Below are 23,781 nucleotides of genomic sequence, written 5' to 3'. Positions count from 1 at the left end.
CTATTTGAAATATCTATTCTTTTCGTTTAAATGGGAACCAGTTAGCTGATCCGAACAATTTCACCATCACAGGTACGAACAATGGTAGCACAACGAGTGCGTACAGCAAAAGTCCTGTTAGAACAAGTGTTGCAATCTGCAGGAGAGACAGCACTCCTGAAGGAAGCATTGCTGCAAAGGTTCCTGCCAAAATAACAGCAGCAGACATAATGACAGAGCCCATATTCTTCATTGATTCGGTCATAGCAAACTGAATGTCTTTTGTTTTGTATTCATTGAACCGCTCCATTAAGAAAATCGAATAATCGACTCCGAGCGCCATTAATATGACAAATCCAAAGAATGGAACAGCCCAGTTAATGCCCGGGTATCCGAAGAAATGGGTGAAAATAAATTCTGTCATCCCGATAGCTGTAAAGTAAGTCAAAATAAGTGAACCAACCAAGTACAGCGGCATAACAAGCGAACGGAACAGGATCACCAGGATGAGGAAAATACCGATCATCATGTAAAGAACCGTCTTATTGAAATCTTGGTCTGACAGCTGTTTTAAATCAGCGTTCATACTTGATACACCTGAAACGCCGAATGATGCATCTTTTAGGTTCGTTTCAGGAAGTGCCCGCTCGACAGAAGCTTCTACTTGTTTGATCGTCGACAGGGCTTCATTGCCATATGGATTTTTTTCTAAAATGACATCAATTTTTGTCATCTTGCGGTCATCCGACATGTATGAATCAAATACTTGCTTGAATGCTTTATTTTTCAGCACGTCTTTTGGGATAAACCAGCCGGCCATGTCTTGATCTGGTGCATTTTTCAGTTCGTCTAAGTAGTCACCTGCACCCATTAACCCGCTTGAAATTTTCTCCAGTCCACTTGCGCTTTTGTTCAGCCCATCTGTCAGCTTGGTCAGGTCATCACCAAAGCCGCCAATCTTTTCTTTCATTTGTTTTTGACCATCAATCACTTTGCCAGCTCCATTTGCAAGCTTCGGCATATTATCAGCTAACTGTCCTTGACCTTTAGACGTTTGATCAAGTCCAGTTTCAATTGCGTCTAAGCCAGCAATGAGCTCATCGATTTGACTCGTCAAGACTTTCTGCTGCTCTGAAGCTTTTGCGATAAAGGCATCCGCTGCTTCAAGCTGTTTTTTGGCTTCTTTTGCTTGTTTGGCATAGCTGTCTGCCTGTTTCACCCCTTCTTTTAACGTCGTAGAAAGTTCATTATATGAAGCTTTGATGGCTTGATACGATTGATTTTCTTTTACCTGCGGAATTTGTTTTTCGAGTGTACTAAATTGTTGATTTGCTTGTGTGATTAATGCTTTTACATCCGCTGCGGCAGAGGATGACGTATCAACTTGCGCTAATGCTGCCTTTAATTCTTTGGAAATGCTTTTATATAGCGCAACTTGCTGATTCACTTGTGCGACTTGAGCCGTTAATTCCTTTTTCGCACTTTTAATTTTTTCTTTAATCTCTGCTACACCGTTTTTGTTTTGATCGATTCCGCTTTGCAGTTTTCTTAACATTTTCTCGACATTTTGAATGCCTGTTTGTACTGATTCAGTGCCAGAAATCAGCTGGTTAATGCCTTTTCCAGATGATTTGATCTGCGGCGTTTGATCTTCAATAGATTTACTCATTGTCGTCAGTGCATCTTGGATTTTTTTCAAGCCTTCATTGCTTTTATCAAGTCCGGTATTCAGCTCTTTGGCTTGTGATTTCACGTACAGATCACTCAGCCCTTTACCGACAGGACGTGTCGCACTTCTCACTTTACTTACGCCATCTGTTTGTTCAATTGCACGGCTGAGCTTTTCAACGGCAATCAATCCTTTATTGTTGTCTAACAAATCAGCTGATTTGACGACAATCGTTGCCGGCAGTGCTTCTCCTGGCCCAAATTTGTCAGAAATGGTATTGAATGCATTGACTGATTCGTATTTATTACCGATTTCATCTAAGCTGTTATACGAAAGCGTTCCTTTATACATGAGAATGGGCGGAAGCGTAATGATTCCTACGATTAATAAACTGAAAAGTGGTTTTTTAAATGAAAAGCGTCCTGCTGTTTCCCACATTTTTGACTGCGGATGAGCAATATCACCTTTAATCGGCCAAAATAACACTTTTCCTAAAACCGCCATAAAGAACGGAACAATCGTGAGAAGCGCCACAATCAGCACAGCGACACCAACTGCTACTGCAACAGCTGATTTATAGAGCTGGAATTGCGCCAGGCCTATACAGGTAAAACCGATTAGCACAGCAATTCCGCTGAATAAAACGGTCTTTCCTGCTGTTTTATACGTAATCAGAATCGCCTCAATTTTATCTTTACCGTGTGCGATCTCTTCTTTAAAGCGACTGAGAAGCAGAATGCAGTAGTCCGTTCCTATTCCAAACATGATCGCGACCATGAAAATTTGGGTAAAGGTCGAGAGCGGGAAGTCGAGATATTTAACTAAATAAGCCACGATGGATTGACTCACCAAGTAAGACAGAGCTACTGCGACTAATGGTACGAAAGGCGCCACAGCTGATCTAAAGACAAGGACAAGAACGATGAGAATAAACCCAATCGTAATGAACTCTGTTTTCTTCAGACCTTCTTGCGAGCTTGTGATCACATCATCATCAATTAACGGCTGTCCTGTCATTTCAAATGTTAGGTTTAAGCTCTTCAGCTTTTCATTGACTTTTTCTTTAAAATCGGAAGCTTTGATTTTGTTTGAGTCATATGTAACTGGAACAAGAAGCGTTGTTTCATCTTTAGAGAGCATTTGTTTTTTGATATCTTTATTGGCTTCAAAATAAGAAGTGATGTCCTCTACATGAAGATCTTGATCTTTTTCTATAATCTCCATTGCCTTTTTTAAAGATGTTTCTCTTTCTTTTACGATGTTCTTTTCTTGAAAGACAATGACGATTGATTTTTCTGTATCGCCGTTTTCTGACATTTTCTTTAATAACTGATTCGCATATGAGGACGGATAGCCGTCTGGTACAGAAATTTGCCCTTTTTCTTTTGTTAATTGCGCCATATTAGGAGCGGTGATGAGTAACACTGCCGCTAATACGATCCATAGAATCGTGATCAGCCATCTACCCTTTATGATTGCTCTCATTAGTACTTTGTGCCTCCTCTTCGATGATCACTTGATAGATCTTTTCATATGTTTGAATAAATGATTCCATTTCTTTTTCTTCCAGCTTTTCAAAATAAGATCGAACTAGATCCTGAAGCTGCTTTTCCATTCGGCTGACCACATCTTTGCCCTCTGGCGTGACGTATAGGTGAACATTTCTTCGATCGGCTTGATCATGCTCACGGACAATATAGTTTTTCGTAAAAAGACGATTTGTCATGGAGGTTACAGCACTTTTGTTCACATTACATACATTTGCAAGGTCAGTTGATGTACATCCAGGATGTAAATTGATGTATCGAAGCGAGTAATACTGATCAAGCGTCAGCTCTTTATCAAGCTTTTCCGTGATCATACCCGATACCTTTTTTTCCATCATGAGATAGACGTCTGCATATCTCTGAATGAGCTGTGCAATTTTATTTTGTTCCATACGCTGCTCCTTTTTAGTTTAAGTGTTTAACTATTAAAGAGTTTAACTAACGAACAAATTGATTGTCAATGAAAATTCACACAATTAACATGCTTTTATCAATTAGACATAAAAAAGACAAACTCATTTGATCTGAGTTTGTCTTTTTTTATTTATTTTGTTTTCGGGACGACTTTGAAAACGGACATCCGTTCTTCATCAATTTCTTCCTCTAAAATTTGCTGAATGTCGGCTAATTGGATTTGTTCCAGCATGGTCACGACATCAAATAAGCTCATGTCTAAAAATGCATATCGAGTGAATTGGTTCGCAATGTATTCGGGAGAGTTCATGGCTTTTAAAAAGCTGCCGATTTTCTTCTTGCGCGCGAGCTCAATTTTTTCTTCTGACATCAAGTTCTTTGCTTGAAGAAGTGTTTCTTTTAATACTTTTGCCAGTTGATCAGGATCATTTGTATCTCCGCCAACTGACGTGAAGCCAAAGCCGCCTTCTTCCGTATAATCGTAGCTGAAGGTCTCATCAATTAAGCCTTTTTCATACATTTGTTCATATTGTAAGGAGCTTTTACCAAACAGCGTCTCTAAAATGAGATTCATCCCGAGCTCATGTTTTAGCAGCTGATTTCCTTTTTTATGAGGATTCTTTGTTTTCAACCCGAACATACATTTCGAGCCTTGTACGTTCATTGGAAGTTCGTATTCTTTTCGGTACACACCTTCAGGCTCATTGATGTCTTTTCGTTTAATCTCTGGCTGGTCTGTAAATGGCTTTTTCGCCTGATTCGCTCTGACTTGATCTAATATTTGCTTCGGATCAACGGGACCGACAACAAATAGAAGCATATTGCTCGGGTGATAGAACGTTTCATAGCATTCATACAAATGATCTTTTGTAATCGGAGCAATACTTTCTACTGTTCCAGCAATATCAATTCTCACGGGATGCTCTTGATATAGATTTTCAATCAGACCGAAGAATAAACGCCAGTCCGGATTGTCATCATACATGTTAATCTCTTGGCCAATGATGCCTTTTTCTTTTTCGACCGTTTTTTCAGTAAAATAAGGCTCTTGAACAAAATCAATGAGTGTCTCAAGGTTTTGTTCGACATTTGAGGTGCTTGAGAATAAGTAAGCTGTTCTCGTAAACGTTGTAAAAGCGTTTGCGGATGCTCCTTGCTTACTAAATGTATGAAATACGTCTCCATCTTCTTTTTCAAACAGTTTATGCTCTAAGAAATGGGCAATTCCGTCAGGCACTCGAATCATGTCTTCTTTGCCAAGCGGCACAAATTCGTTATCGACAGAGCCATATTTGGTTGTAAAGGTCGCATAGGTTTTGTTAAACCCTTGCTTTGGCAGCACATAGACGTCAAGTCCGCTCTCCATTTTTTCGTGATAGACCGTTTCTTGCAGCTGGTCGAATTGAATTGTTTTCACTGTCATGAAGCACCCTCCGTTCCTTTAAGAAAATAGGTCGTATCCCATTCGATTTTCTGACCCACTTTGATGATGTCCTCTTTTGTCACTCGGTCAAGTGCTTGTAAAAAGGAATCAAGCGTTTCTCTTGTTGGCACAACGGCATGCTGATACAGGTATTCTGCTGTCCCATAAGATGTATCGATCGTTTCAAGTAGCTGATTTTTGACGACAGCCTTTGTTTGGTCAATCGCTTCATCTGAAAAATCACCCTTTTGCATCGCTTCAAATTGTTCTTTAATAATGTCTACTGCCTGCTGGTAGTTGCCGACTTCAATTCCTGACATGACCATCATCAAGCCTTTAAAGCTCTCAAGTCTAGACACAGCGTAGTACGCAAGACTTGCTTTTTCCCGAACATTGATGAATAGCTTCGAATGCGAGAAGCCGCCAAATATGCCATTAAACAAATGCAGCGCCGGATAATCTTCATCTGCAATCGTCGTATGCGTGCGAAAGCCGATATTCAGCTTGCCTTGCTTCACGTCCTCTTCATCAATGACTTCTTTTGCTTCTTTTTGCGTTCTTGTTGAGTCAGCGTGTTGTTTGACCGGTTCTCTATCACTTGTTTTGAAGTATTGAGAGACCATTCGGCTGATGTCTTGTTCGTCAACATCTCCCACAACATAAAGATCAAGCTGATTCGATTGAAGCGCATGCTCATAAGCTTCAAAAAGCGAGTGAGCTGTGATCGTTTCGATATCTTCCATTTCTCCATTGACGTGCAGTGCATATGGTTCACCTTTGCACATTTCCTGCACAAGCCTTAAGTTCGAGTAACGCATTTTATCATCATACACTGCTTGAATTCGCTGTTTTAAAGTACGTTTTTCTTGATCTACATATAATTGACTAAACGCTCCATCTTCAACATACGGATGGAATAGTAGATCAGATAGTAAAGCAATTCCTTTTTCTAGTAAAGGTGTTTGATCCTTTAAATATTTTTCATTCGCCATTTCCAGGCGGAAGGTAATGATGTGATTCTCCCCTTTTTTCGCCATGTCTGCTGAAACAGTAGCACCATAAAGCTCATCAAAATAAGCACGCAATTCTCCTGTTTTCGGCATTTTTTCTGTTCCTCTTAACAGCACATGCGGGAAAAGTGAACGCATGGTGACGTCATCTTTCGATAGAGGCGCAAGCATTTTAAAAAGGATTGTGACCGTTTTAAATTTTTCTGTTTTGACAATATGAGTATGAAGACCAGGTGTGTCTAGTGTCTTCTCTTGTAAGTACGTCATGAGAAACCTCCTTTGTTCATCCTATTTATTATGTATTAGAACATAGCTGATATATACGTGAAACAGCCATTTAATAGACATTATATCAATCAGAGGAAAGGATAGGAAATAAAAACGCCTCTGCTATGAGCAGAGGCGCCGGTCGTTATTTCATTCTAAAAGGCCACCAATTCCATTTTCCAAAAATACGAACCATGACCGGAATAAAGAGAGGTAATACAACAAACGCATATAATAAAAGTCCAATGAGTATGACCGTTGCAATTTCAACAAGTGATAATACACCAGACGGCAGCATGGCGGCGAAGGTCCCCGCTAATATCGCGACTGCTGAAATAATGACAGAACCCATATTTCTCATCGCTGATATCATTGATGCTTGCACATGCTCTCCCTTCCATTCATTAAAGCGATCCATTAGGAAGATCGAATAATCAATGCCAAGGGTGACAAGAATGACAAAGCTGAAAAATGGGACAGCCCAGCTAAGACCGTCGTAGCCAAAAAATGTTTTGAAGATCCATTCTGTTAATCCGACGGAAGTAAAATACGTTAAAATGAGTGAAAGTGTTAAGTATATCGGCATGACGATTGACCGTAATAATATAATTAAAATGATAAAGATGCCAACTAACATGAAAATGACCGTTCGAATAAAGTCACCGTCAGATGTTTCTTTTAAATCTACATTTAAACTTGAGATACCAGACACACCGTAATTTGCATTCTTTAACCCGCTGACAGGTAAATATTGATCAAGGGTGTCCTCAATTTTGGCAACGCCTTTCATCGCTTCATTGCTGTATGGATTCACATTTAAAATAACTTCTAAGGTTGTTAATTTACGATCTGGAGACATATACGTTTTAAAGATTTGCTTAAATTCATGGCGTTTCAGCACTTCTTCTGGAATAAACCAGCCCGTTATTTCTTCATCTGGCGCTTGCTGAAGCTGCTTTAAATAGCCGTCCGCCTCGGTGAAGCCGCTTTTGACCTGCTCGAGCCCTTCAATACTTTCACCTAATCCATCTGTTAATAATGTAAGTTTTGATGAGAGCTGATTAAATCCTTTTTTGATGGCTTTTTGTCCGCCTGTCAGTTGATCTGCGCCATCTTCAATTTTAGGCATTTCTTTAATCAATTGTTTTTGTCCTTCATTTGTTTGTTCAAGACCGTCATAAATTTGATCGAGCCCGTCCATGAGTGCTTGCACTTGGCGTTTTACGTCTTTTTGCTTGCTTGATAAGGTTTGAATTACTTGATCTGCTTTTTTGATCTTTTGTTTAAAGTGAGAGGCTTCCTCTTCATACACACTCATTTGGTCCCCAGCTTGATCAAGCATTTCTTTTGTGTCTTTGAATACTTTCTTGATTTCTTTATATTCATCCATATCTTTTACTTCTGGAAGCCGTTTTTCAAGTGCTTCAAACGATACATTTTCATAGGAATTTTTTACTTTTTTAATGGTGGTCATCAGCTGCTGATTGGATTTCGCATGACGTTCTAGCGTACTCACCATTCGCTTAAGCTCTAGAATCATCGCTTCACTGCTGCGATATTCTTGCTCTAATTCCTTTTTCGCTTCTTTGATTTTACTTCGGATGGTCCCGACGCCATCTTTACTGCGCCTTACCCCATCTTCTAAAGAGATCAAGGACTCCCTTACTTCTCCAATTCCGCTTTTGATCGCTTTTGTTCCATCAATCAGCTGGTCAATGCCTTTAGCGGATTCTTGAATTTTTGGTTTTTGTTTGAGAAGGGCAAGATTTGTTTCGGTCAGGCCATCTGAAATTTTCCCGATTCCTTCGTGGCCTTTGCCAAGTTCTCCTCCCAGCTCTTTTGCTTGAGAGGTGACGTAAAGCTGACTTAGCCCGTCTCCAACAGGCCTAGTGACACTGCGGACTGTTTTTACTTCGTCAATGTCATTTAATTTACGGGTCAGTTTTTCAATCATGACAATCTTTTCTTGGTTATCTAACTTATTGTCACTTTCAACAAGTACATTCAGGGGCAGCGCTTCCCCAAAGCCAAATTGCTCTGATATCGTATTAAATGCAGACACTGATTCATACTTTGTCCCAATCTCATTTAAGCTGTTATAAGAAAGAGTTCCGTCATACATCAAAATAGGAGGCACAGTAATTAATGCAACTAAACCTAAACTGATCAGCGGCCTTTTAAATGAAAAACGCCCAGCCCATTCCCACATTTTACTTTGCGGGTGGCGAATGTTTTCTCTTTTAGATGGCCAAAAAAGGGATTTTCCGAAAACAGACATAAAAAAGGGAACGATGGTGACTAGGGCAATCAGCAGTATGCCAACTCCAACAGCAACACTAACGGCTGATTGATACAATTGAAATTTGGCAAACCCAATGCTTGAGAAGCCGACTAACACGGCTAAGCCACTGAAAAAGACCGTTTTCCCTGCACATTTATATGTGATGATAATCGACTCTTTGACATCACGACCTTGACCGATCTCTTCTTTAAAACGGCTTAACAGCAAAATACAATAATCTGTTCCTATACCGAACATAATAGCTACCATAAAAATCTGAGTAAAATTAGATAGAGGAAATTGCATATATTCTACTAGAAAAGCCACAATACACCGGCTGACGGCATAAGAAATGCCGATCGTAATGAGCGGAACAACAGGTGCCAAAATCGATCTGAAAACAATGATTAAAATAAAGAAAATAAAGATCATCGTAATAAGTTCAGTTTTCTTCAGACCTTGTTGAGAGCTTTTAATGACATCTGAATCCACAAATTTTTGACCCGTCATTTCATATGAGACATGATAGGGCTTTAAAACTTCCTCAATTTGTTCTTTAATCTTCACAGCTTTTGTTTCGTAGTGGTCGAATTTGAATGGAACAAGAAGTGTACTTTTATCCTTTGATAAAAGTTGTTTTTGAATGTCCGGATCTACATGAAAATACGAAGTAATTCCGTCAATGTGGAGGTCTGGGGCATGAGTCATGAGTGCAGATAAAGCCTTTTTTAATTCCTGCTCTTTCTCAGGGAACAGATGTTGTTCGGAGAATACAATGACACCCGTATCTTTTTTCCCGTTATGATCTGATAGCTTATCCAATAAGTGAAGTGCCTCAGCTGTTGGTGTCCCCTCCGGAACCTTTAATTGCCCTTTTTCTCTTGTTAATTCCTCTAAATTAGGCGCAGTAATAAACAGAATCACAGCTGTTATCATCCACACCACTAATACAATCCATCTTGCTTTAATTATTTGCAACATAGCTGCTTCAAGCTCCTTCTAGTTCATCAATCAATTTGCTGTATTTGAGCGTGTCTGAAGTGCTGACTGCGTCTCCTTCAACGTGCTAATGGCAGGATGACCTATTCAATTGTCTTTTCGTGTTGAAGAAACACATATTCATCATCAGCACGCGAGCTCAATTTCTGCCTGAAGAAAGACAGAAAATGAATGTTTTTGAACACCTCCTATTTGGGATAATTTAAAAGATATTACTATACATTAGTTTAACTATCAAAATTTTACATGTCAATTTATAAAAAAGAAAAAAGATGGCAAAATACCGTCTTTTTTCTAGATTAAACCGTTTTTAATTGTTCACTTTCATCCTTTTCATCTGGCTGGATGAAGAAGAGGACCAAAAATAGTGAAATAAGACTGCAAATGGTCGAGAGAATAAAAACGATGGAGTCCCCTTTATCCATGAGATAGGCGTAAATCGGAGGTCCTAAAGCGACACCGATAAAACGCATACTGCTGTAAAATGACGTAATGGTTCCGCACTGCTCTTTTTCGATTCCTTCTGTAATCAGGGCATCAAGTGCAGGCAGTACAATACCGATGCCAACACCGCCAACGCTTAAACAGATAAACAATACGTAAAAGCTGTGATTCCACCATAAAAACATATAGGAAAGTGATAACAAGGCCATGCCTACGATTATAAAGATTCTCATTTTCCCTTTTTCTTTTCCAATCGTTTTCCCAGCAATGTATGAACTGATGGATAGAAAAAGGAGCGGGATACTAAGCAGGAGCCCTTTTTTGACACCCTTAATTTGATAAGCTGCCTCTAGGTTATCAGATAAGTAAAAAAGCACACCAAAAAGAAGAAACATAATAAAACCGCCAATTGCAAAAATGGCATAAAGCCAGCGTCCCTCATGCTTAAAAATGGTCTTTGTTGATTTTAAAAATTCTTTGAATGTAGGCGGGTCCTCCTCTTTTTTCGCGGACTCTACCATGAACAGTACCATGAGAAAGCTGATGATTGAAAAGAACGGAATAAACCAAAACGGCACAAACCAAAACCATGAAGCTAGAAGCGCCCCAATAATCGGGCTTAATACCTTTCCAGCTGTGTTAGAGGTTTCGATGGCGCCAAGTCCCGCACTTACTTCTTCATCATCATGAAACAAATCTCCTATAAACGGCATCACGACAGGTGCTGCCCCGGCTGAGCCAACACCTTGAAGGACCCTTCCAAATAGAATCCACATGTAGGGTTCTTTCATGATCGTTGAGGCAACTGCTGCCACAGCCCCACCAAGACCTGCGATTAACAGACACGGCAGGAGTACCTTTTTACGCCCGATTCGATCCGATAAATAGCCGGCGATTGGAATACATAAGATCGCTACAACAGAGTATACCGTAATAATGAGGGAGACTTGAAAGGAAGTGATAGAGAGTGTCTTTTCTATCTCTGGCAATACAGGTATTAACATCGAGTTCCCAAGTGTCATGATTAGAGGCACTGATGATAATGCAATAATATTCTTTTTACTGACTGTTTTCTCGCCCAACATCATTCACCCAATTCTATATACTGTTACGTATTAGTGTGGCAAGTTTTACGGGTATTATGTATGGGCAAACAAAAAGCAACCGCTTATGGAAGCGACTGCTTGTTAAAATCGTTTACGTATCACATGAAAGCTGAATTTATCCGCTCGAAAATAATTAAGCGAGTATAAGACCGGCTGATCATCCTGATCATAGTGCATTTGTTTCAGTAATAATAATGCTGTTTCAGGGTCACATTCGAGTATCGGTGAAACCTGATCGTGGTAGCCGATTGGTTCGATGTCAGCAACTGCATATTTAATCCCGCTGTGTGGCTCTCTTCCAAACAGCTCAAAAAGAGACTCTTCTTCATGTGTAAAAGAAGCGGGAAGATGCTTGACCGGAATTTTATCTAAACAATATACCACTGGCTGTCCATCTGCCGTTCGAACGCGTTCCATTGAAAAAATCTCATCAGATTCATCACACTGAAAACGAATCACATCATTCTCTGTTGGCTCCCCTTCTTGCGAGGATAAAAAGATGGTACCAGGTGTCATATTGACCTGCTCGATCATTTTCGTGACACTTGCCAGCTGTTCTATGCCTGTTGAAAAGAGTGGTCTAGAGTTGACGAACGTTCCCACACCATGCCTTCTAATTAAATACTTCTCTTCTTCTAATACACGAAGGGCTTCACGCAGTGTCGCTCTGCTCACGCCTAAAAGCTTTGAGAGCTCAAACTCAGAAGGCAGCTTTTCTTTTTCTGCATATACGCCTGTTTGTATATCTTCTTTAATACGGTCAATCACTTTCAAATATAAATGGCGATTGTCTGTTTTGGTCGACATGTTTTCCCTCCGTCTAATCAATGCAAATGATAAGATGAGAAATCTCTATTCCGAGATAAGTTGAACACAACTATATCATGTTTTTGCAAATAAATAAATAGTCTGACTTCCAGTTAACATAATCATACTATCGTTTACTTCTTTTTTAGGAAAGCTCTCTTCGATTTATGAAGAGAGCTCGTCATATTGTTCTTTTGAGAGCAGGACTTCTCTCGGTTTACTTCCTTCATAAGGGCCGACAACGCCTCGCTCTTCCATTGCGTCAATCAGGCGGGCCGCTCGGGTATAGCCGATGCGGAATCTTCTTTGAAGCATAGAGACAGAAGCCGTCTGCATGCCGATGATGAGTTCCACTGCTTCATCATATAAATCGTCATCCACAGCTGTAAGCTGATCCTGCGTTTCTTCAGTTGGAATCATTTCTTCTTGATATTGTGCTTTTTGCTGGGTGATCACATGATCAACGACATGCTCCACTTCTTCATCTGATAAAAAGGCGCCTTGCACACGAACCGGTTTGTTTGCACCTACCGGTAGAAACAGCATATCCCCTCTGCCCAGCAGTTTTTCTGCGCCACCCATATCAAGGATCGTCCTTGAATCTGTTTGCGAGGACACGCTAAAGGCGATGCGAGATGGGATGTTGGCTTTAATGACACCTGTAATGACATCGACAGAAGGTCTTTGTGTAGCAATAATTAAATGAATCCCGGCAGCACGAGCCATTTGCGAAAGTCTTGTAATGGAATCTTCTACATCAGAGGAAGCGACCATCATTAAATCTGCAAGCTCGTCTACAATGACAACAATATAAGGAAGTTCTGGCTGTTTGGCCTCTTCTGATTGATTCATTCGTTTAATGTAATCATTGTATCCTTCAATATTTCTTGTCCCCGTATGGGAAAACAATTCATAGCGGCGCTCCATTTCGCTGACTACTTTTTTAAGTGCCTGTGAGGCTTTCTTAGGGTCCGTTACAACCGGTGCGAGCAGATGCGGAATGCCATTATACACATTTAGTTCAACCATTTTCGGATCAATCATCATCATTTTCACCTCATGAGGTTTCGCTCTCATAAGAATACTTGTGATAATACCATTGATGCACACACTTTTTCCGCTTCCAGTCGAGCCTGCTACAAGTAAATGCGGCATTTTGTTCATTTCAGCCAGCACAGCTTCACCGGAAATATTTCGGCCCAGTCCAATCAGCAGCTTGGCGTTTGGACGGTCATTTTGCTTTGATTCTAATACCTCTTTTAAAGAAACCATCGCGATTTCTGCATTAGGAACCTCAATACCGATGGCTGATTTACCAGGAATCGGCGCCTCAATCCGAATGTCTTTTGCTGCGAGAGCAAGGGCTAAGTCATCACTTAGATTGACGATCTTACTTACCTTCACGCCGACATCTGGATAGACTTCATATTTGGTGACCGCCGGTCCTAAGTGGACCTGTGTAACTTTTGCTTTTACACCAAAGCTTTGAAACGTTTTTTCAAGCTTTCTTGCATTTTCGTATATATTTTTCTTGTCTGTTTGCTGCCCTGAGTGCTGCGGCTCTGCCAAAATATCAAGTGACGGCAATTCGTAATCTTTGTTTTCAAGTTCAGTAAATGTCATCGGCGGCGCCTCTTTTGGTTCATCAGCAGAATCTGATGGAACCGGTGCACTTTGCACAGACTCTTGAAGAGGCTCTGTCTCTTTTGCCACCTGCTCTTTTTGAACGAGCGGGGTGAGAATGTCATCTCTGTCAGCAAAGCTTGAGATAATCGGCTGGCTATTGTCAGAAACCGGCGTTTCCTCTTCGATCAAGATCTGATCATCATCGTCCTCTTCCTGAATACGAGACCGTTTTTTCTTTTCACCTGTTTTTTGAGGGGGCGCGCTCTTTTTCGCCTGCCTGATTCCTTTCATATCTTCAACAAACGCTTTCCACTGCTTCACCATAAATTGTGAGACAGGCAGTGTCACTTTTTTCACCATTTCTTGAAGAGAACGATTTGTAATCAGCACAATTCCAATCAGCATCAGAACGATTGCCATAATTTGAGAGCCTGCTTGTGCAAATAAGAAATAAGAAGCAGCAAATAATACGGCACCGATCATGCCGCCTCCTAAATCAGGCGACCCAGTCTCACCTTTCATGTCCATCAAGAAAAGCTCAAATGTATTTCTCATCACACTTTGAGAGCCTATCGCGCCCGCAGATGAGAGGTGCTGAAAGAGCTTCACATGAGACAAAAGCAAGATACTCGCAATGATGCAGTATAGCCCTGCTTTTCTCCTTGTCAACATATCTGGGATTTGTTTTTTCCAGAAGATGGTCACGCCAAAAAGAAATAATCCGATAAGGCAGAGAATGAACCATTCACCTGCAAAGAATCGGAATAAATGTACGAAGGTTTGTCCAACGACGCCTAGCTGTAAAATGGCAATGATCGCTATGGCAATACAGACTAACCCATTTAATTCATATTTCAGTTTTAGCTGTTTATTTTGTTTTTTTCTCGTTTTCCGTTTTCTCTTTTTAGCCATACTCATCACCTTACTACGAAAGAAAATATAACCTACCGAAAGATCAGAAAGAAAGCAGCCTGGTTTTGGCTGCATCTTGTTGTAAGTTTTCCCTTTATTATAGCATAGAATCATTCATATGAGTCGGTTTGATTGGTGCCTAATTGTAACTTCAATCGCTTGCCTGGTGCAAGCTCTTGATTCAGAAAGTCCATTGGATTGGTACTCATGACTTGAACAATTTCTGCTTCATCCTCTTTCATTTCAACCATAACTGGCACGCCTTGGATGTTTACCTGTTGAAGTTTGCGATCTCCTTGTTCCTCCGCGTAAATGGCTTCATATGGCATAGGTGTATATAAAATCATTGGATCAGCCCCTCATTTTGAGATGCCCTGTCTCCAATCAGTTCGTTCAACTTTTTAATCGCTTGTCCTACGCCGCCTACTTCATTCATGAGTCCGTATTCTGCTGCCTCATGACCAACAACATTTGTTCCAATGTCTCTTGTCAAATTGCCTTTTGAGAACATGAGCTCTTTAAACTTCTCTTCTGTAATATTGGAGTGGCTTGTTACAAAGTTAATGACTCTTTCCTGCATTTTATCTAAGTATTCAAAGGTTTGCGGGACACCAATCACTAGACCAGTTAAACGCACAGGATGAATGGTCATCGTGGCTGTTTCTGCAATATAGGAATAGTCACACGATACAGCAATCGGGACACCAATAGAGTGGCCGCCGCCAAGTACAATCGATACAGTCGGTTTCGATAAAGATGCAAGCATTTCTGCAATCGCTAGTCCCGCTTCAACATCGCCGCCTACTGTATTTAAGATGATCAAAAGACCTTCAATTTTCGGGTTTTGCTCAACTGCGACGATTTGCGGAATGACATGTTCGTATTTGGTTGTTTTATTTTGTGGCGGAAGTTGCATGTGGCCTTCAATTTGTCCAATAATGGTAAGGCAATGTATATTTGTATCTTGCGGCAGCTGTGGTATGGCTGTTTCACCAAGCTGCTGTATTTTGCTCATAATGCTGTCTTTTTCTTCTGGCTTTCGCTCAGGCTGCTGTTCATTCTTTTCGTCCATTTGTCTCCATCCTTTCCTCAAACTCTCCTTCTATTATGAACAAGAAGGCCGTATTCAATCCGCATTCCTAGCGCCACATCAAAAAAGCCCAAAGAACTTATGCTCCTTGGGCTTTCTCATCACACTTCCATAATAATTGGAATGATCATCGGCTTACGTTTTGTTTTTTCATATAGGAATTGATTAAGTACGTCGCGCATGGATTGTTTCAATGTTGACCATTCAACAATTGAGTTTTCCGTTTGCTCTTTGACAATTCCTTTGACCATTTCTGTCGCTTTTACAATCAGCTCTTCGGATTCTCTGACATACACAAATCCTCTTGTGATGATTTCAGGTCCAGAAATTAATTGTTTCTTTTGTTTATCAAGCGTAATAACGACAATTAAGATACCATCTTGAGACAATAGGCGTCTATCGCGTAACACAATGTTCCCGATATCACCAACGCCAAGACCATCGATCAAAATATTGCCTTGGTGAACTTTTTCACCGATTTTTACGTTCTGTCCTCTAAACTCCACAACATCCCCTTTATCAATCAAGAAAATGTCACTTCGTTTCATTCCCACTTCTTCAGCAATACGAGAATGTGCTTTTTGCATACGATATTCACCATTCACCGGAATTAAATACTTTGGCTTTAGTAAGTTCAGCATCAGCTTTAACTCTTCTTGGCAGCCATGTCCAGAGACATGCACACGTTTTTGCGCAAAAATGACTTGTGCGCCGCTTCTTGTGAGGAAATCCACTGTTTTTGAATATGTGAGTTCTTGTCCTGGAAGAGGTGTAGATGCAATCACAACAGTGTCATCTTTTTCAATATGAAGCTGTTTGTGATTTTGTTTTGCCATTTTTGTTAAAGCAGCAAGAGGCTCTCCGTGACTTCCAGCTGTGAGGACGACCACATCGTTTTTCGCCATTTTCTTCACTTCTTGAACTGGTACAAATAATTCTTCGTCTGCTGTGACATAACCAAGTTTGATCGCCAGCTGAAGAATCGTCATCATATTCTTCCCTGCTACGGCAAGCTTACGGCCATTTTGATTCGCTGCATTAATGATCTGCTGCACGCGGTTAATGTTCGATGAAGATACAGCGACAATTACTCGATTTTCAGCATTGTACATCGCATTTGAGATTTCGTCTTGGACGAGCGCCTCAGAAGGTGTATAACCTGGTTTTTCAGCATTGGCACTGTCTGAAAGTAGTGCTAAAACGCCATTGTTTCCAATTTTCGCAATCTCTCCGATGTCACAGGCTTGGTTAAGCGCTGGGGTTTGATCAAATTTAAAATCACCTGTGCATACGATTGAACCAAGAGAGGTTTTGAAGCTGATCCCAACTGAATCAGGGATGCTGTGATTCGTTCTAAAGAATGATACCTTTGTTGTTTCAAACGTAATGACTGATTTCGCATGTACCTCACGTAAATCAGCTTTTTGATTGAAGCCATACTGCTTTAATTTTTCTCGAAGTAACGCAAGGGTCAGCTTCGTTCCGTAAACTGGTACAGACAATTTGCTTAAGCAATGGAATACGCCTCCGATTGCTTCATCATGTCCGTGGGTAAGAAAAATTGCTTTCACCCGATCAGCACGTTCTGTTAAATAAGAGATATCAGGAATAACGACGTCAATGCCTAGCATTTCGTTTTCTGGATGCATCAAGCCTGCATCTACCACATATATGTCGGAATCAATTTCAATGACATATAGGTTTTTCCCGATTTCTCCAACGCCTCCCAGTGCAATAATTCTTACGTTCTCTGTATTTTTCTTTTTCAAAATTCTTATCCTCCTAGTCTCAAGCCCGTCCATCATCGCTTAATGCTATTATAACTGAATCTAATTTTAGAAAACAAGATGAAGTCACATTTTAAGAAAGTGTTTATGTATAAAAAACGGTCATACTCAGGGACATCTGAGAATGACCGCTTACGAAATCTTTTGTTTTGATCAGCTGTTTAAGACGCTGCTTAAATCCAGTCTCTCTTCTTCTGACAAAGGTAAAAGCGGAAGACGAACAGATCCGACATCTAGTCCTTTCAGCTGAAGAGCTGTTTTGACAGGCGTTGGATTTGGCGCTGTGAAAAGCTGTTTCATGATTGGGAGCAGCTTTTGATGGATCAATGCGGCATTGGCCGTTTGACCTGAAGCATAGCTTTTCAGCATTTGCTGCATATCAAGCCCTACGATATGAGACGCCACAGAGACCACTCCTTTTGCACCAACAGATACAGCTGGAAGTGTTAAGCTGTCGTCACCTGAATATACATCGAAATCTTCTGGTGTCTCTGCAATGATTTTTGTCATGGCATCAAGATCACCGCTTGCTTCTTTGATCGCGACAATGTTAGGTATTTGCGCAAGTTTAATGGTTGTTTCTGGGGCTAATGACGCAACCGTTCTCCCTGGTACATTGTAAAGCATGACAGGAAGAGATGTAGACTCGGCAATGGCTTTAAAGTGTGCATACATGCCTTCCTGTGATGGCTTGTTGTAGTAAGGTACGACAAGCATCACTGCATCAACGCCCGCTTCTTCTGCTTTTTTCGTTAGTTTGATAGACGCATTTGTATTATTACTGCCTGTTCCTGCAATGATTTTACAACGACCATTTGCTAATTTCACCGATTGCTGAAAAAGAGCGACTTTTTCTTCAGTCGATAAAGTTGGCGATTCGCCTGTTGTCCCTGCAACGACTAAAGAGTCACTGCCGTTTTTTAATAAGTAATCAATGAGAATTGATAGCTTTTGGAAATCAATGTTGCCCTTTTTATCAAAAGGTGTAATCATAGCTGTTGCGATATTTCCGAAATTCATTTTTTTCACCTCATCATGATTCAATCACATTTATCTTGAAAGTTCAAACACTTCGTGCAGGGCATTGACAGCCGCTCTCATGTTTTCTTCGTTCACTAGCACCCAAATGGTCGTATGGCTGTCAGCCGATTGTAAAATCGGAATGTTTTGCTCGGATAGAGCCGATACAATTTTAGATGTGACACCTGGTACACCCATGATGCCTGCGCCAACAGCTGATACTTTTGCACAATTTGTTGTCACAATTGGCGTATAGCCAAGATCTTTTAGGATCGATGTTGCCTTTTCAGTCATTGCACCTGTCACTGTATACACAATCTCACTCGGTGTAATGTTGAAGAAGTCGACACTGATTTGTGCGTTAGCCATAGCCTTGAAGACCTCTGTTTGGACGCTGTACTGCCCTTCTTTTGCCGGGACCTTGATTTGCGTCACATCATTGACATGTGCAATACCCGTAATGAGGCGGTCGTACACATCATGGCTCATTTTATCTGAGTAGTGTGACGTGACGAGTGTGCCCTCATCATCAGAGTATGTTGAACGGACCCTCATTGGTACTTTTGCTTGCATCGCAATTTCGACAGCTCTCGGGTGAATGACTTTCGCCCCTTGATATGCAAGGTTGCAAATTTCCGTATATGTCACGACTCTGAGCGGCTTTGCATTTTCAACAATGCGGGGATCTGCTGTCATGACGCCTTCTACATCTGTAAAAATATCAATGAAGTCTGCCTGTAATGCAGCACCTAAAGCAGCTGCGGACGTATCACTGCCGCCTCGTCCGATTGTGGTCACGTCCCCATTTTTCGCAGCTCCTTGGAACCCAGCAACAACGACAACATCATGTTCAGACAGTGCCGCCTCGAGACGTTCACACTTCATATCAATAATTTTCGCACTCGTATGCTCCTTATCTGTCACAAAGCCCGCCTGTGCGCCTGTCATTGCTACAGCCTTTAGCCCGTTTTCATTCAGCATACTTGAAAACACAACAGCTGAAATATTCTCTCCGCAGGAAACGAGCAAGTCTTTTTCTCGATTTGTCATATGCTGCGCGCTGCCATAAAGCAGACCAAGCAGCGTATCTGTCGCATAAGGGTCGCCTTTTCGTCCCATTGCGGAAACGACGACAACCGACTTATAGCCTTTCTCTTTTGCCGATAAGATATGTGCAAGTGCCCTTTTTCTACCTTGATCATCTTTGACAGATGTACCGCCAAATTTTTGGACAATTATTTTCACTGTTTTCACTCCAAGTTCATTCTGACGTAACAGAAGAGAGCAGGCGAAAGATGCCTAACTCTCTTCTGTTCGTCCTCATCATCCATTGAATGTTAAACTAATTTTAATGCTTTTAAGCTTTCTGCAATTTGAACTGAGTTCCATGCAGCGCCTTTTAGCAGGTTATCAGATACAATCCACATATGGAACCCGTTTGGACGGTCCAAATCTTTCCGAATGCGGCCGACAAATACGTCGTTTTTTCCAACAGCATCTGCAGGCATTGGATAAATTTGCTGAGACGGATCATCTTGCAGTGTAATGCCTGGTGCATCTTTAAGAATTGACTTAATGTCGTCAACTGTTGCGTCATTTGATTCTAGTTCGACGTAGACAGATTCTGAATGTCCTGTTTCAATTGGAAGTCTCACACATGTTGCCGCTACTTCTAGCTCTGGCATATGCATAATTTTCTTCGTTTCGTTGATCATTTTCATTTCTTCAAATGTATAGCCATTGTCTTGGAATTTATCAATTTGCGGAATCGCATTAAATGCAATTTGATAAGGCATGACTTCCGGCTTTACATCTTCTTTATTTAAAATGGCTTGTGATTGGCTGTATAGTTCGTCAATGGCTTCATGTCCTGCACCTGATACGGCTTGGTAAGTGGACACGATGACTTTTTTCATGCCATACGCCTGACGAAGCGGTTCTAATGCCGCTACCATTTGAATCGTTGAACAGTTAGGGTTTGCAATGATTCCTTGATGGTCATGCAAGTCTTTTTCGTTTACCTCTGGTACGACAAGAGGGATGTTTTCGTCCATACGAAAAGCACTTGTGTTGTCTACAACAATCGCACCTCGTTTGACTGCTTCAGGAGCTAGCGCCTTGGAAACATTTCCTCCAGCACTGAATAATGCAATGTTCACTCCTTCAAAGCTTTCAGGTGTTGCTTCCTGAACGGTATACTCTTGACCTCTGAATGTCACTTTTGTTCCAGCAGAACGTTTTGAGGATAGTAGAGTCAGTGTATCCATTTCAAAATCTCTGTCAGCTAGTGTTTTTAACATTTGTTGACCGACAGCTCCAGTCGCTCCAACTACAGCTACATGCAATCCTCTTCCCATCAGTAAAACTCCTTCCGACCCATCCATGATTCTTTTCTTTCGGATGGCCATCCTATGACTTTTTACATTTTATTTTACCATAGAAAAGCAAGGCTTGAAGCATCTTTTTTGAATCTTTCATGATTTTCTAGTGAATCTATTATTCGTTTGCTCCAATTAAAATCGGCTGAATTTGTCTATGCTGGAGCGCCTCTTCTACTGTTTGAGAAAGCAAATCCATGTTTGCGACCATGGAGGTCGGTTTTTTAAATGGATCATCTTGGCCAAATGGAATAAAGAAAATATTCTTTGTCGACATCAGCCTCATCAGATTTGTACCATTTAAGCCTAGCGCATCATTTGTTGAAATTCCTAAAACGACAGGACGATGATTTCGAATGGTTGCTTTTGCAGCCATTAAAACAGGGCTGTCTGTCATGGCATTTGCGAATTTCGCCATCGAGTTCCCTGTTAATGGAGCAATGACCATACAATCAAGTGGCAGCTTAGGTCCGAGCGGCTCTGCTTTCACGATTGAGTCAATCGCCTTAAAACCAGTCAGCTTCTCAATCCGCTCAATCCAGTCAGCCCCATCTCCGAATCTTGTATTCGTACTCTGGACCGTATATGACACCACTGGACGCACTTCTGCTCCTTCTTTTACAAGTGCTTCGATTTGCGGATAAACAGCTTCGTACGTACAGTGGGAACCAGTTAAGCCAAAGCCGATTCTTTTCCCTTTTAATGTTGTCATGATTCCATCCCCCTTTTTTCCTCTGCAAGTTCACATAAGAGCCCAGAAAGCACTTTTGCAATGATTTGCCCTGCTGTCTTTGGTGCAACAATTCCCGGGAGTCCTGGTGCAAGAAGCGCCTTCACTCCGTGTTTTTGTGCAAAGTCAAAGTCTGTTCCCCCTGGGCGGGAGGCGATATCCAAAATGAGTGTCTTTGGTGTCATACTGACGATGACAGATGAATCTAATACAAGGCTTGGAATGGTATTGATGATGATATCTACATCCGTTACTTCTTCTTTTAACCGGTCCATTGAAAATGGATCGAGTCCCATTTCAAAGGCCCGCGCTAAATGCGCTGTATCTGCTGCCCCTACTTTTACGTCCGCACCGAGTGCCCGAAATGTGCGGGCAATGGTGAGTCCTGTTCTTCCGAGCCCGAGGACAGCAACACGTGATCCATGAATCGTATAATCCGTTTGCTGAATGGCCATCATGATAATCCCTTCAACTGTTGGAATAGAGTTATATATGGCAATATCATCTCGCTCAAACAGCTTCACAAGTTTTCGGTTCACCTGCTTTGCCAGATTGTCTAAGTACGTATTAGAAATACCTGAGTACAAGGTACAATGGGCAGGGGTTCTTTCTAAATATGTTGCTTCTAGTAAAACCTGTTCATTTGAGAAAACTGTCGCGACAACACCTTCATCCGTTGCGCCTGATACTGGCAGGATCATACTGTCTACCTGTTCGAATGGAAGTTCTGACATTTTTAGCTTTTCAGCCCCAATAAATCCGTGATCCAGCTGATCAAATCCAACCAAAAACACTTTGGCATGCTGCTGTGACAGCTTGCGAATAATTTCAAGCTGCCTTGCATCTCCCCCGATCACCGCAACCGTTAAACCGCTCAACATACTGACCGTTCACCTTCTTTATTTAAAAAAGTCTGTAATATTTTCTGAATCTCCCTTTCAGCATATGAGGAGAGGATTCAGCCTGTGAACAAATCGGAGAGAGAAAAGAAAAAGAGCACCCATTTATGATGGATGCTCTTTTTCCCCGGGCGGCTGAAGTGATTCAGGCACATCGAGAATGATCATATCTGATCCTATTTTTTGAATGTGATTCCACGGGACGCGGATGTCATTTCCTTGCTTTCGAAAGCCAAACCACTTCACGGAAGGTATGATGAGTGCTGTAATTTGACCGTCCTGTTCATTGATTTCAAGGTCGGTTTGTCCAAGCACGCCAAGCCGCTCCGCTCTTTTGATATCGACGATCTCTTTTCCTGACAGCTCACTTAGCCTCAAAATCGCATCACTTCCCTTCCGTATCATATATGCAGCCACAAGAAGAAATAGACCGTCCCGCTTTTTCAAGTTATGAATGATGCCAATTTGAATACCAAGCTGGTTTCAGTAGATGAAAGCGATCATGGTCTGCCAGCATTCTCTCCACTCGGTTCACCATTTCTTTTACATGTTTAGGGTCATAAGAAAGCGTCCATACAATAGAAGAAAAGCAGCTCATTGCTGTATAGATGGAAAAAAGAAGCCAAAAATCGTCTGTGGCCTGCGTACTTACATAGTAATCCAGTTGCCCTGCTGAAAACGGAATACTGCTTTCTCGACTAAATAAGGACAATTTATAAAAGTCATGAACCGGGTCACCCCAGTCAGATTGATCAAAATCAATCACGCCGGCATACTCACCTCCTTGAATGATGATATTCCCTAAATGAAAATCATCATGCTGGAACTGGTTCGGTCTCGCCTTTACCGCATCAACATGTGATTTGATAAAATCTAATACGAATTGATCTTGAGCAAAAGTTACTCCACTTGATTGATAGGCATGTACATACCGTTCATGTTTCGCCATGACCCTCTCATCCCACGGTGCGACATGAGAAGGTGCGGGACATGTATGCATGAAACTTAGCTCTCTACCTGCCCGCCTCCCGATTTCATACTGCTCTTCATTTGTGAGCAGATGGATGGATGCTCTAGCATTCTCTCCTTCAATCAAGGAGAAAATACGATAGGTACAGTTAAGTTCAGCATTCATTCCAATCTCCATCACTTCAGAACATAGAAGCCCTCGATCTTTTAACTTTCGCTGAACTGACGCTTTTCTTTTAAAGCTGGAATACGTTTTGAGGTTTGATAGCTTGAGCACTAGCTTTTCACTAGAGGATGTTGTGACGAGATAAGTACGGTTTCCTGAAAAGCCAGATGTCATCGGCTGGAAGGAGATGGCTTGTGTCAGGAGCGGAGAGAGGCGTTTCAGTTTTTCATGTTCCATGAAAGCAGTGCTCCCTTCTTC

At 41.3% G+C, this 23,781-nt stretch carries 18 protein-coding genes; all 18 read right to left on the bottom strand.

Annotation, left to right across the window (positions count from 1 at the left end; all coding sequences use genetic code 11):
• Positions 1-13: 13 nt before the first annotated feature.
• Positions 14-3,133 (bottom strand): MMPL family transporter, encoded by a 3,120-nt coding sequence (locus tag ACP7A0_RS02025; protein ID WP_426004071.1) that lies wholly within the window; start codon positions 3,131-3,133, stop codon positions 14-16.
• Positions 3,111-3,587: a MarR family winged helix-turn-helix transcriptional regulator gene (locus ACP7A0_RS02020; RefSeq protein ID WP_060596316.1), complete on the bottom strand. Its 477-nt coding sequence runs from the start codon at positions 3,585-3,587 to the stop codon at positions 3,111-3,113. The genes ACP7A0_RS02025 and ACP7A0_RS02020 overlap by 23 nt, the downstream gene beginning before the upstream one ends.
• A 152-nt stretch (positions 3,588-3,739) precedes the next feature.
• Positions 3,740-5,032 (bottom strand): EF-P 5-aminopentanol modification-associated protein YfmH, encoded by a 1,293-nt coding sequence (gene yfmH / locus ACP7A0_RS02015; RefSeq protein WP_060596314.1) that lies wholly within the window; start codon positions 5,030-5,032, stop codon positions 3,740-3,742.
• Positions 5,029-6,309 carry an EF-P 5-aminopentanol modification-associated protein YfmF gene (yfmF, locus tag ACP7A0_RS02010; RefSeq protein WP_375567501.1) on the bottom strand — a complete coding sequence of 427 codons (1,281 nt, stop codon included), beginning with the start codon at positions 6,307-6,309 and terminating at the stop codon, positions 5,029-5,031. The genes yfmH and yfmF overlap by 4 nt, the downstream gene beginning before the upstream one ends.
• A 145-nt stretch (positions 6,310-6,454) precedes the next feature.
• Positions 6,455-9,571: an MMPL family transporter gene (locus ACP7A0_RS02005; RefSeq protein ID WP_106156156.1), complete on the bottom strand. Its 3,117-nt coding sequence runs from the start codon at positions 9,569-9,571 to the stop codon at positions 6,455-6,457.
• Positions 9,572-9,888: 317 nt separating this feature from the next.
• Complete coding sequence (locus tag ACP7A0_RS02000; protein ID WP_223250456.1) at positions 9,889-11,118, bottom strand: MFS transporter; 1,230 nt, start codon at positions 11,116-11,118, stop codon at positions 9,889-9,891.
• Between the two features lie 102 nt (positions 11,119-11,220).
• Positions 11,221-11,946 carry a GntR family transcriptional regulator gene (locus ACP7A0_RS01995; RefSeq protein WP_060596309.1) on the bottom strand — a complete coding sequence of 242 codons (726 nt, stop codon included), beginning with the start codon at positions 11,944-11,946 and terminating at the stop codon, positions 11,221-11,223.
• A gap of 165 nt (positions 11,947-12,111) precedes the next feature.
• Positions 12,112-14,484, bottom strand: coding sequence for an FtsK/SpoIIIE family DNA translocase (locus tag ACP7A0_RS01990; RefSeq protein ID WP_106072725.1), 2,373 nt, complete (start codon positions 14,482-14,484; stop codon positions 12,112-12,114).
• A gap of 110 nt (positions 14,485-14,594) precedes the next feature.
• A complete protein-coding gene (locus tag ACP7A0_RS01985; protein ID WP_060596305.1) occupies positions 14,595-14,831 on the bottom strand; it encodes a YlzJ-like family protein in 237 nt (78 codons plus the stop codon).
• Entirely contained in the window at positions 14,828-15,556 is a 729-nt protein-coding gene (locus ACP7A0_RS01980; RefSeq protein ID WP_034662249.1) for a ClpP family protease, read from the bottom strand. The genes ACP7A0_RS01985 and ACP7A0_RS01980 overlap by 4 nt, the downstream gene beginning before the upstream one ends.
• A gap of 119 nt (positions 15,557-15,675) precedes the next feature.
• Positions 15,676-17,343, bottom strand: coding sequence for a ribonuclease J2 (gene rnjB / locus ACP7A0_RS01975; RefSeq protein ID WP_060596304.1), 1,668 nt, complete (start codon positions 17,341-17,343; stop codon positions 15,676-15,678).
• 171 nt (positions 17,344-17,514) lie between these two features.
• Complete coding sequence (dapA, locus tag ACP7A0_RS01970; protein WP_044142095.1) at positions 17,515-18,381, bottom strand: 4-hydroxy-tetrahydrodipicolinate synthase; 867 nt, start codon at positions 18,379-18,381, stop codon at positions 17,515-17,517.
• A gap of 30 nt (positions 18,382-18,411) precedes the next feature.
• Entirely contained in the window at positions 18,412-19,626 is a 1,215-nt protein-coding gene (dapG, locus tag ACP7A0_RS01965) for an aspartate kinase (RefSeq protein WP_034662253.1), read from the bottom strand.
• Positions 19,627-19,718: 92 nt separating this feature from the next.
• Complete coding sequence (gene asd / locus ACP7A0_RS01960) at positions 19,719-20,738, bottom strand: aspartate-semialdehyde dehydrogenase (RefSeq protein WP_034662256.1); 1,020 nt, start codon at positions 20,736-20,738, stop codon at positions 19,719-19,721.
• A gap of 139 nt (positions 20,739-20,877) precedes the next feature.
• Positions 20,878-21,471 carry a dipicolinate synthase subunit B gene (gene dpaB / locus ACP7A0_RS01955; RefSeq protein WP_060596299.1) on the bottom strand — a complete coding sequence of 198 codons (594 nt, stop codon included), beginning with the start codon at positions 21,469-21,471 and terminating at the stop codon, positions 20,878-20,880.
• Positions 21,468-22,370: a dipicolinic acid synthetase subunit A gene (dpaA, locus tag ACP7A0_RS01950; protein ID WP_003212195.1), complete on the bottom strand. Its 903-nt coding sequence runs from the start codon at positions 22,368-22,370 to the stop codon at positions 21,468-21,470. Before dpaA ends, dpaB begins: the two co-directional genes overlap by 4 nt.
• A 123-nt stretch (positions 22,371-22,493) precedes the next feature.
• Positions 22,494-22,766 (bottom strand): YlmC/YmxH family sporulation protein, encoded by a 273-nt coding sequence (locus ACP7A0_RS01945; RefSeq protein WP_060596407.1) that lies wholly within the window; start codon positions 22,764-22,766, stop codon positions 22,494-22,496.
• A gap of 70 nt (positions 22,767-22,836) precedes the next feature.
• Positions 22,837-23,760, bottom strand: a complete 924-nt coding sequence (locus ACP7A0_RS01940) for an aminoglycoside phosphotransferase family protein (protein ID WP_060596298.1) — start codon at positions 23,758-23,760, stop codon at positions 22,837-22,839.
• Between the last annotated feature and the right edge of the window lie 21 nt (positions 23,761-23,781).

This window comes from Bacillus sp. DWP3-1, assembly GCF_049896565.1.
Classification (GTDB): Bacteria; Bacillota; Bacilli; order Bacillales; family Bacillaceae; genus Bacillus.
Note: the sequence above shows the minus strand (reverse complement) of the source record. Positions and strands in the feature narration are given on the sequence as shown.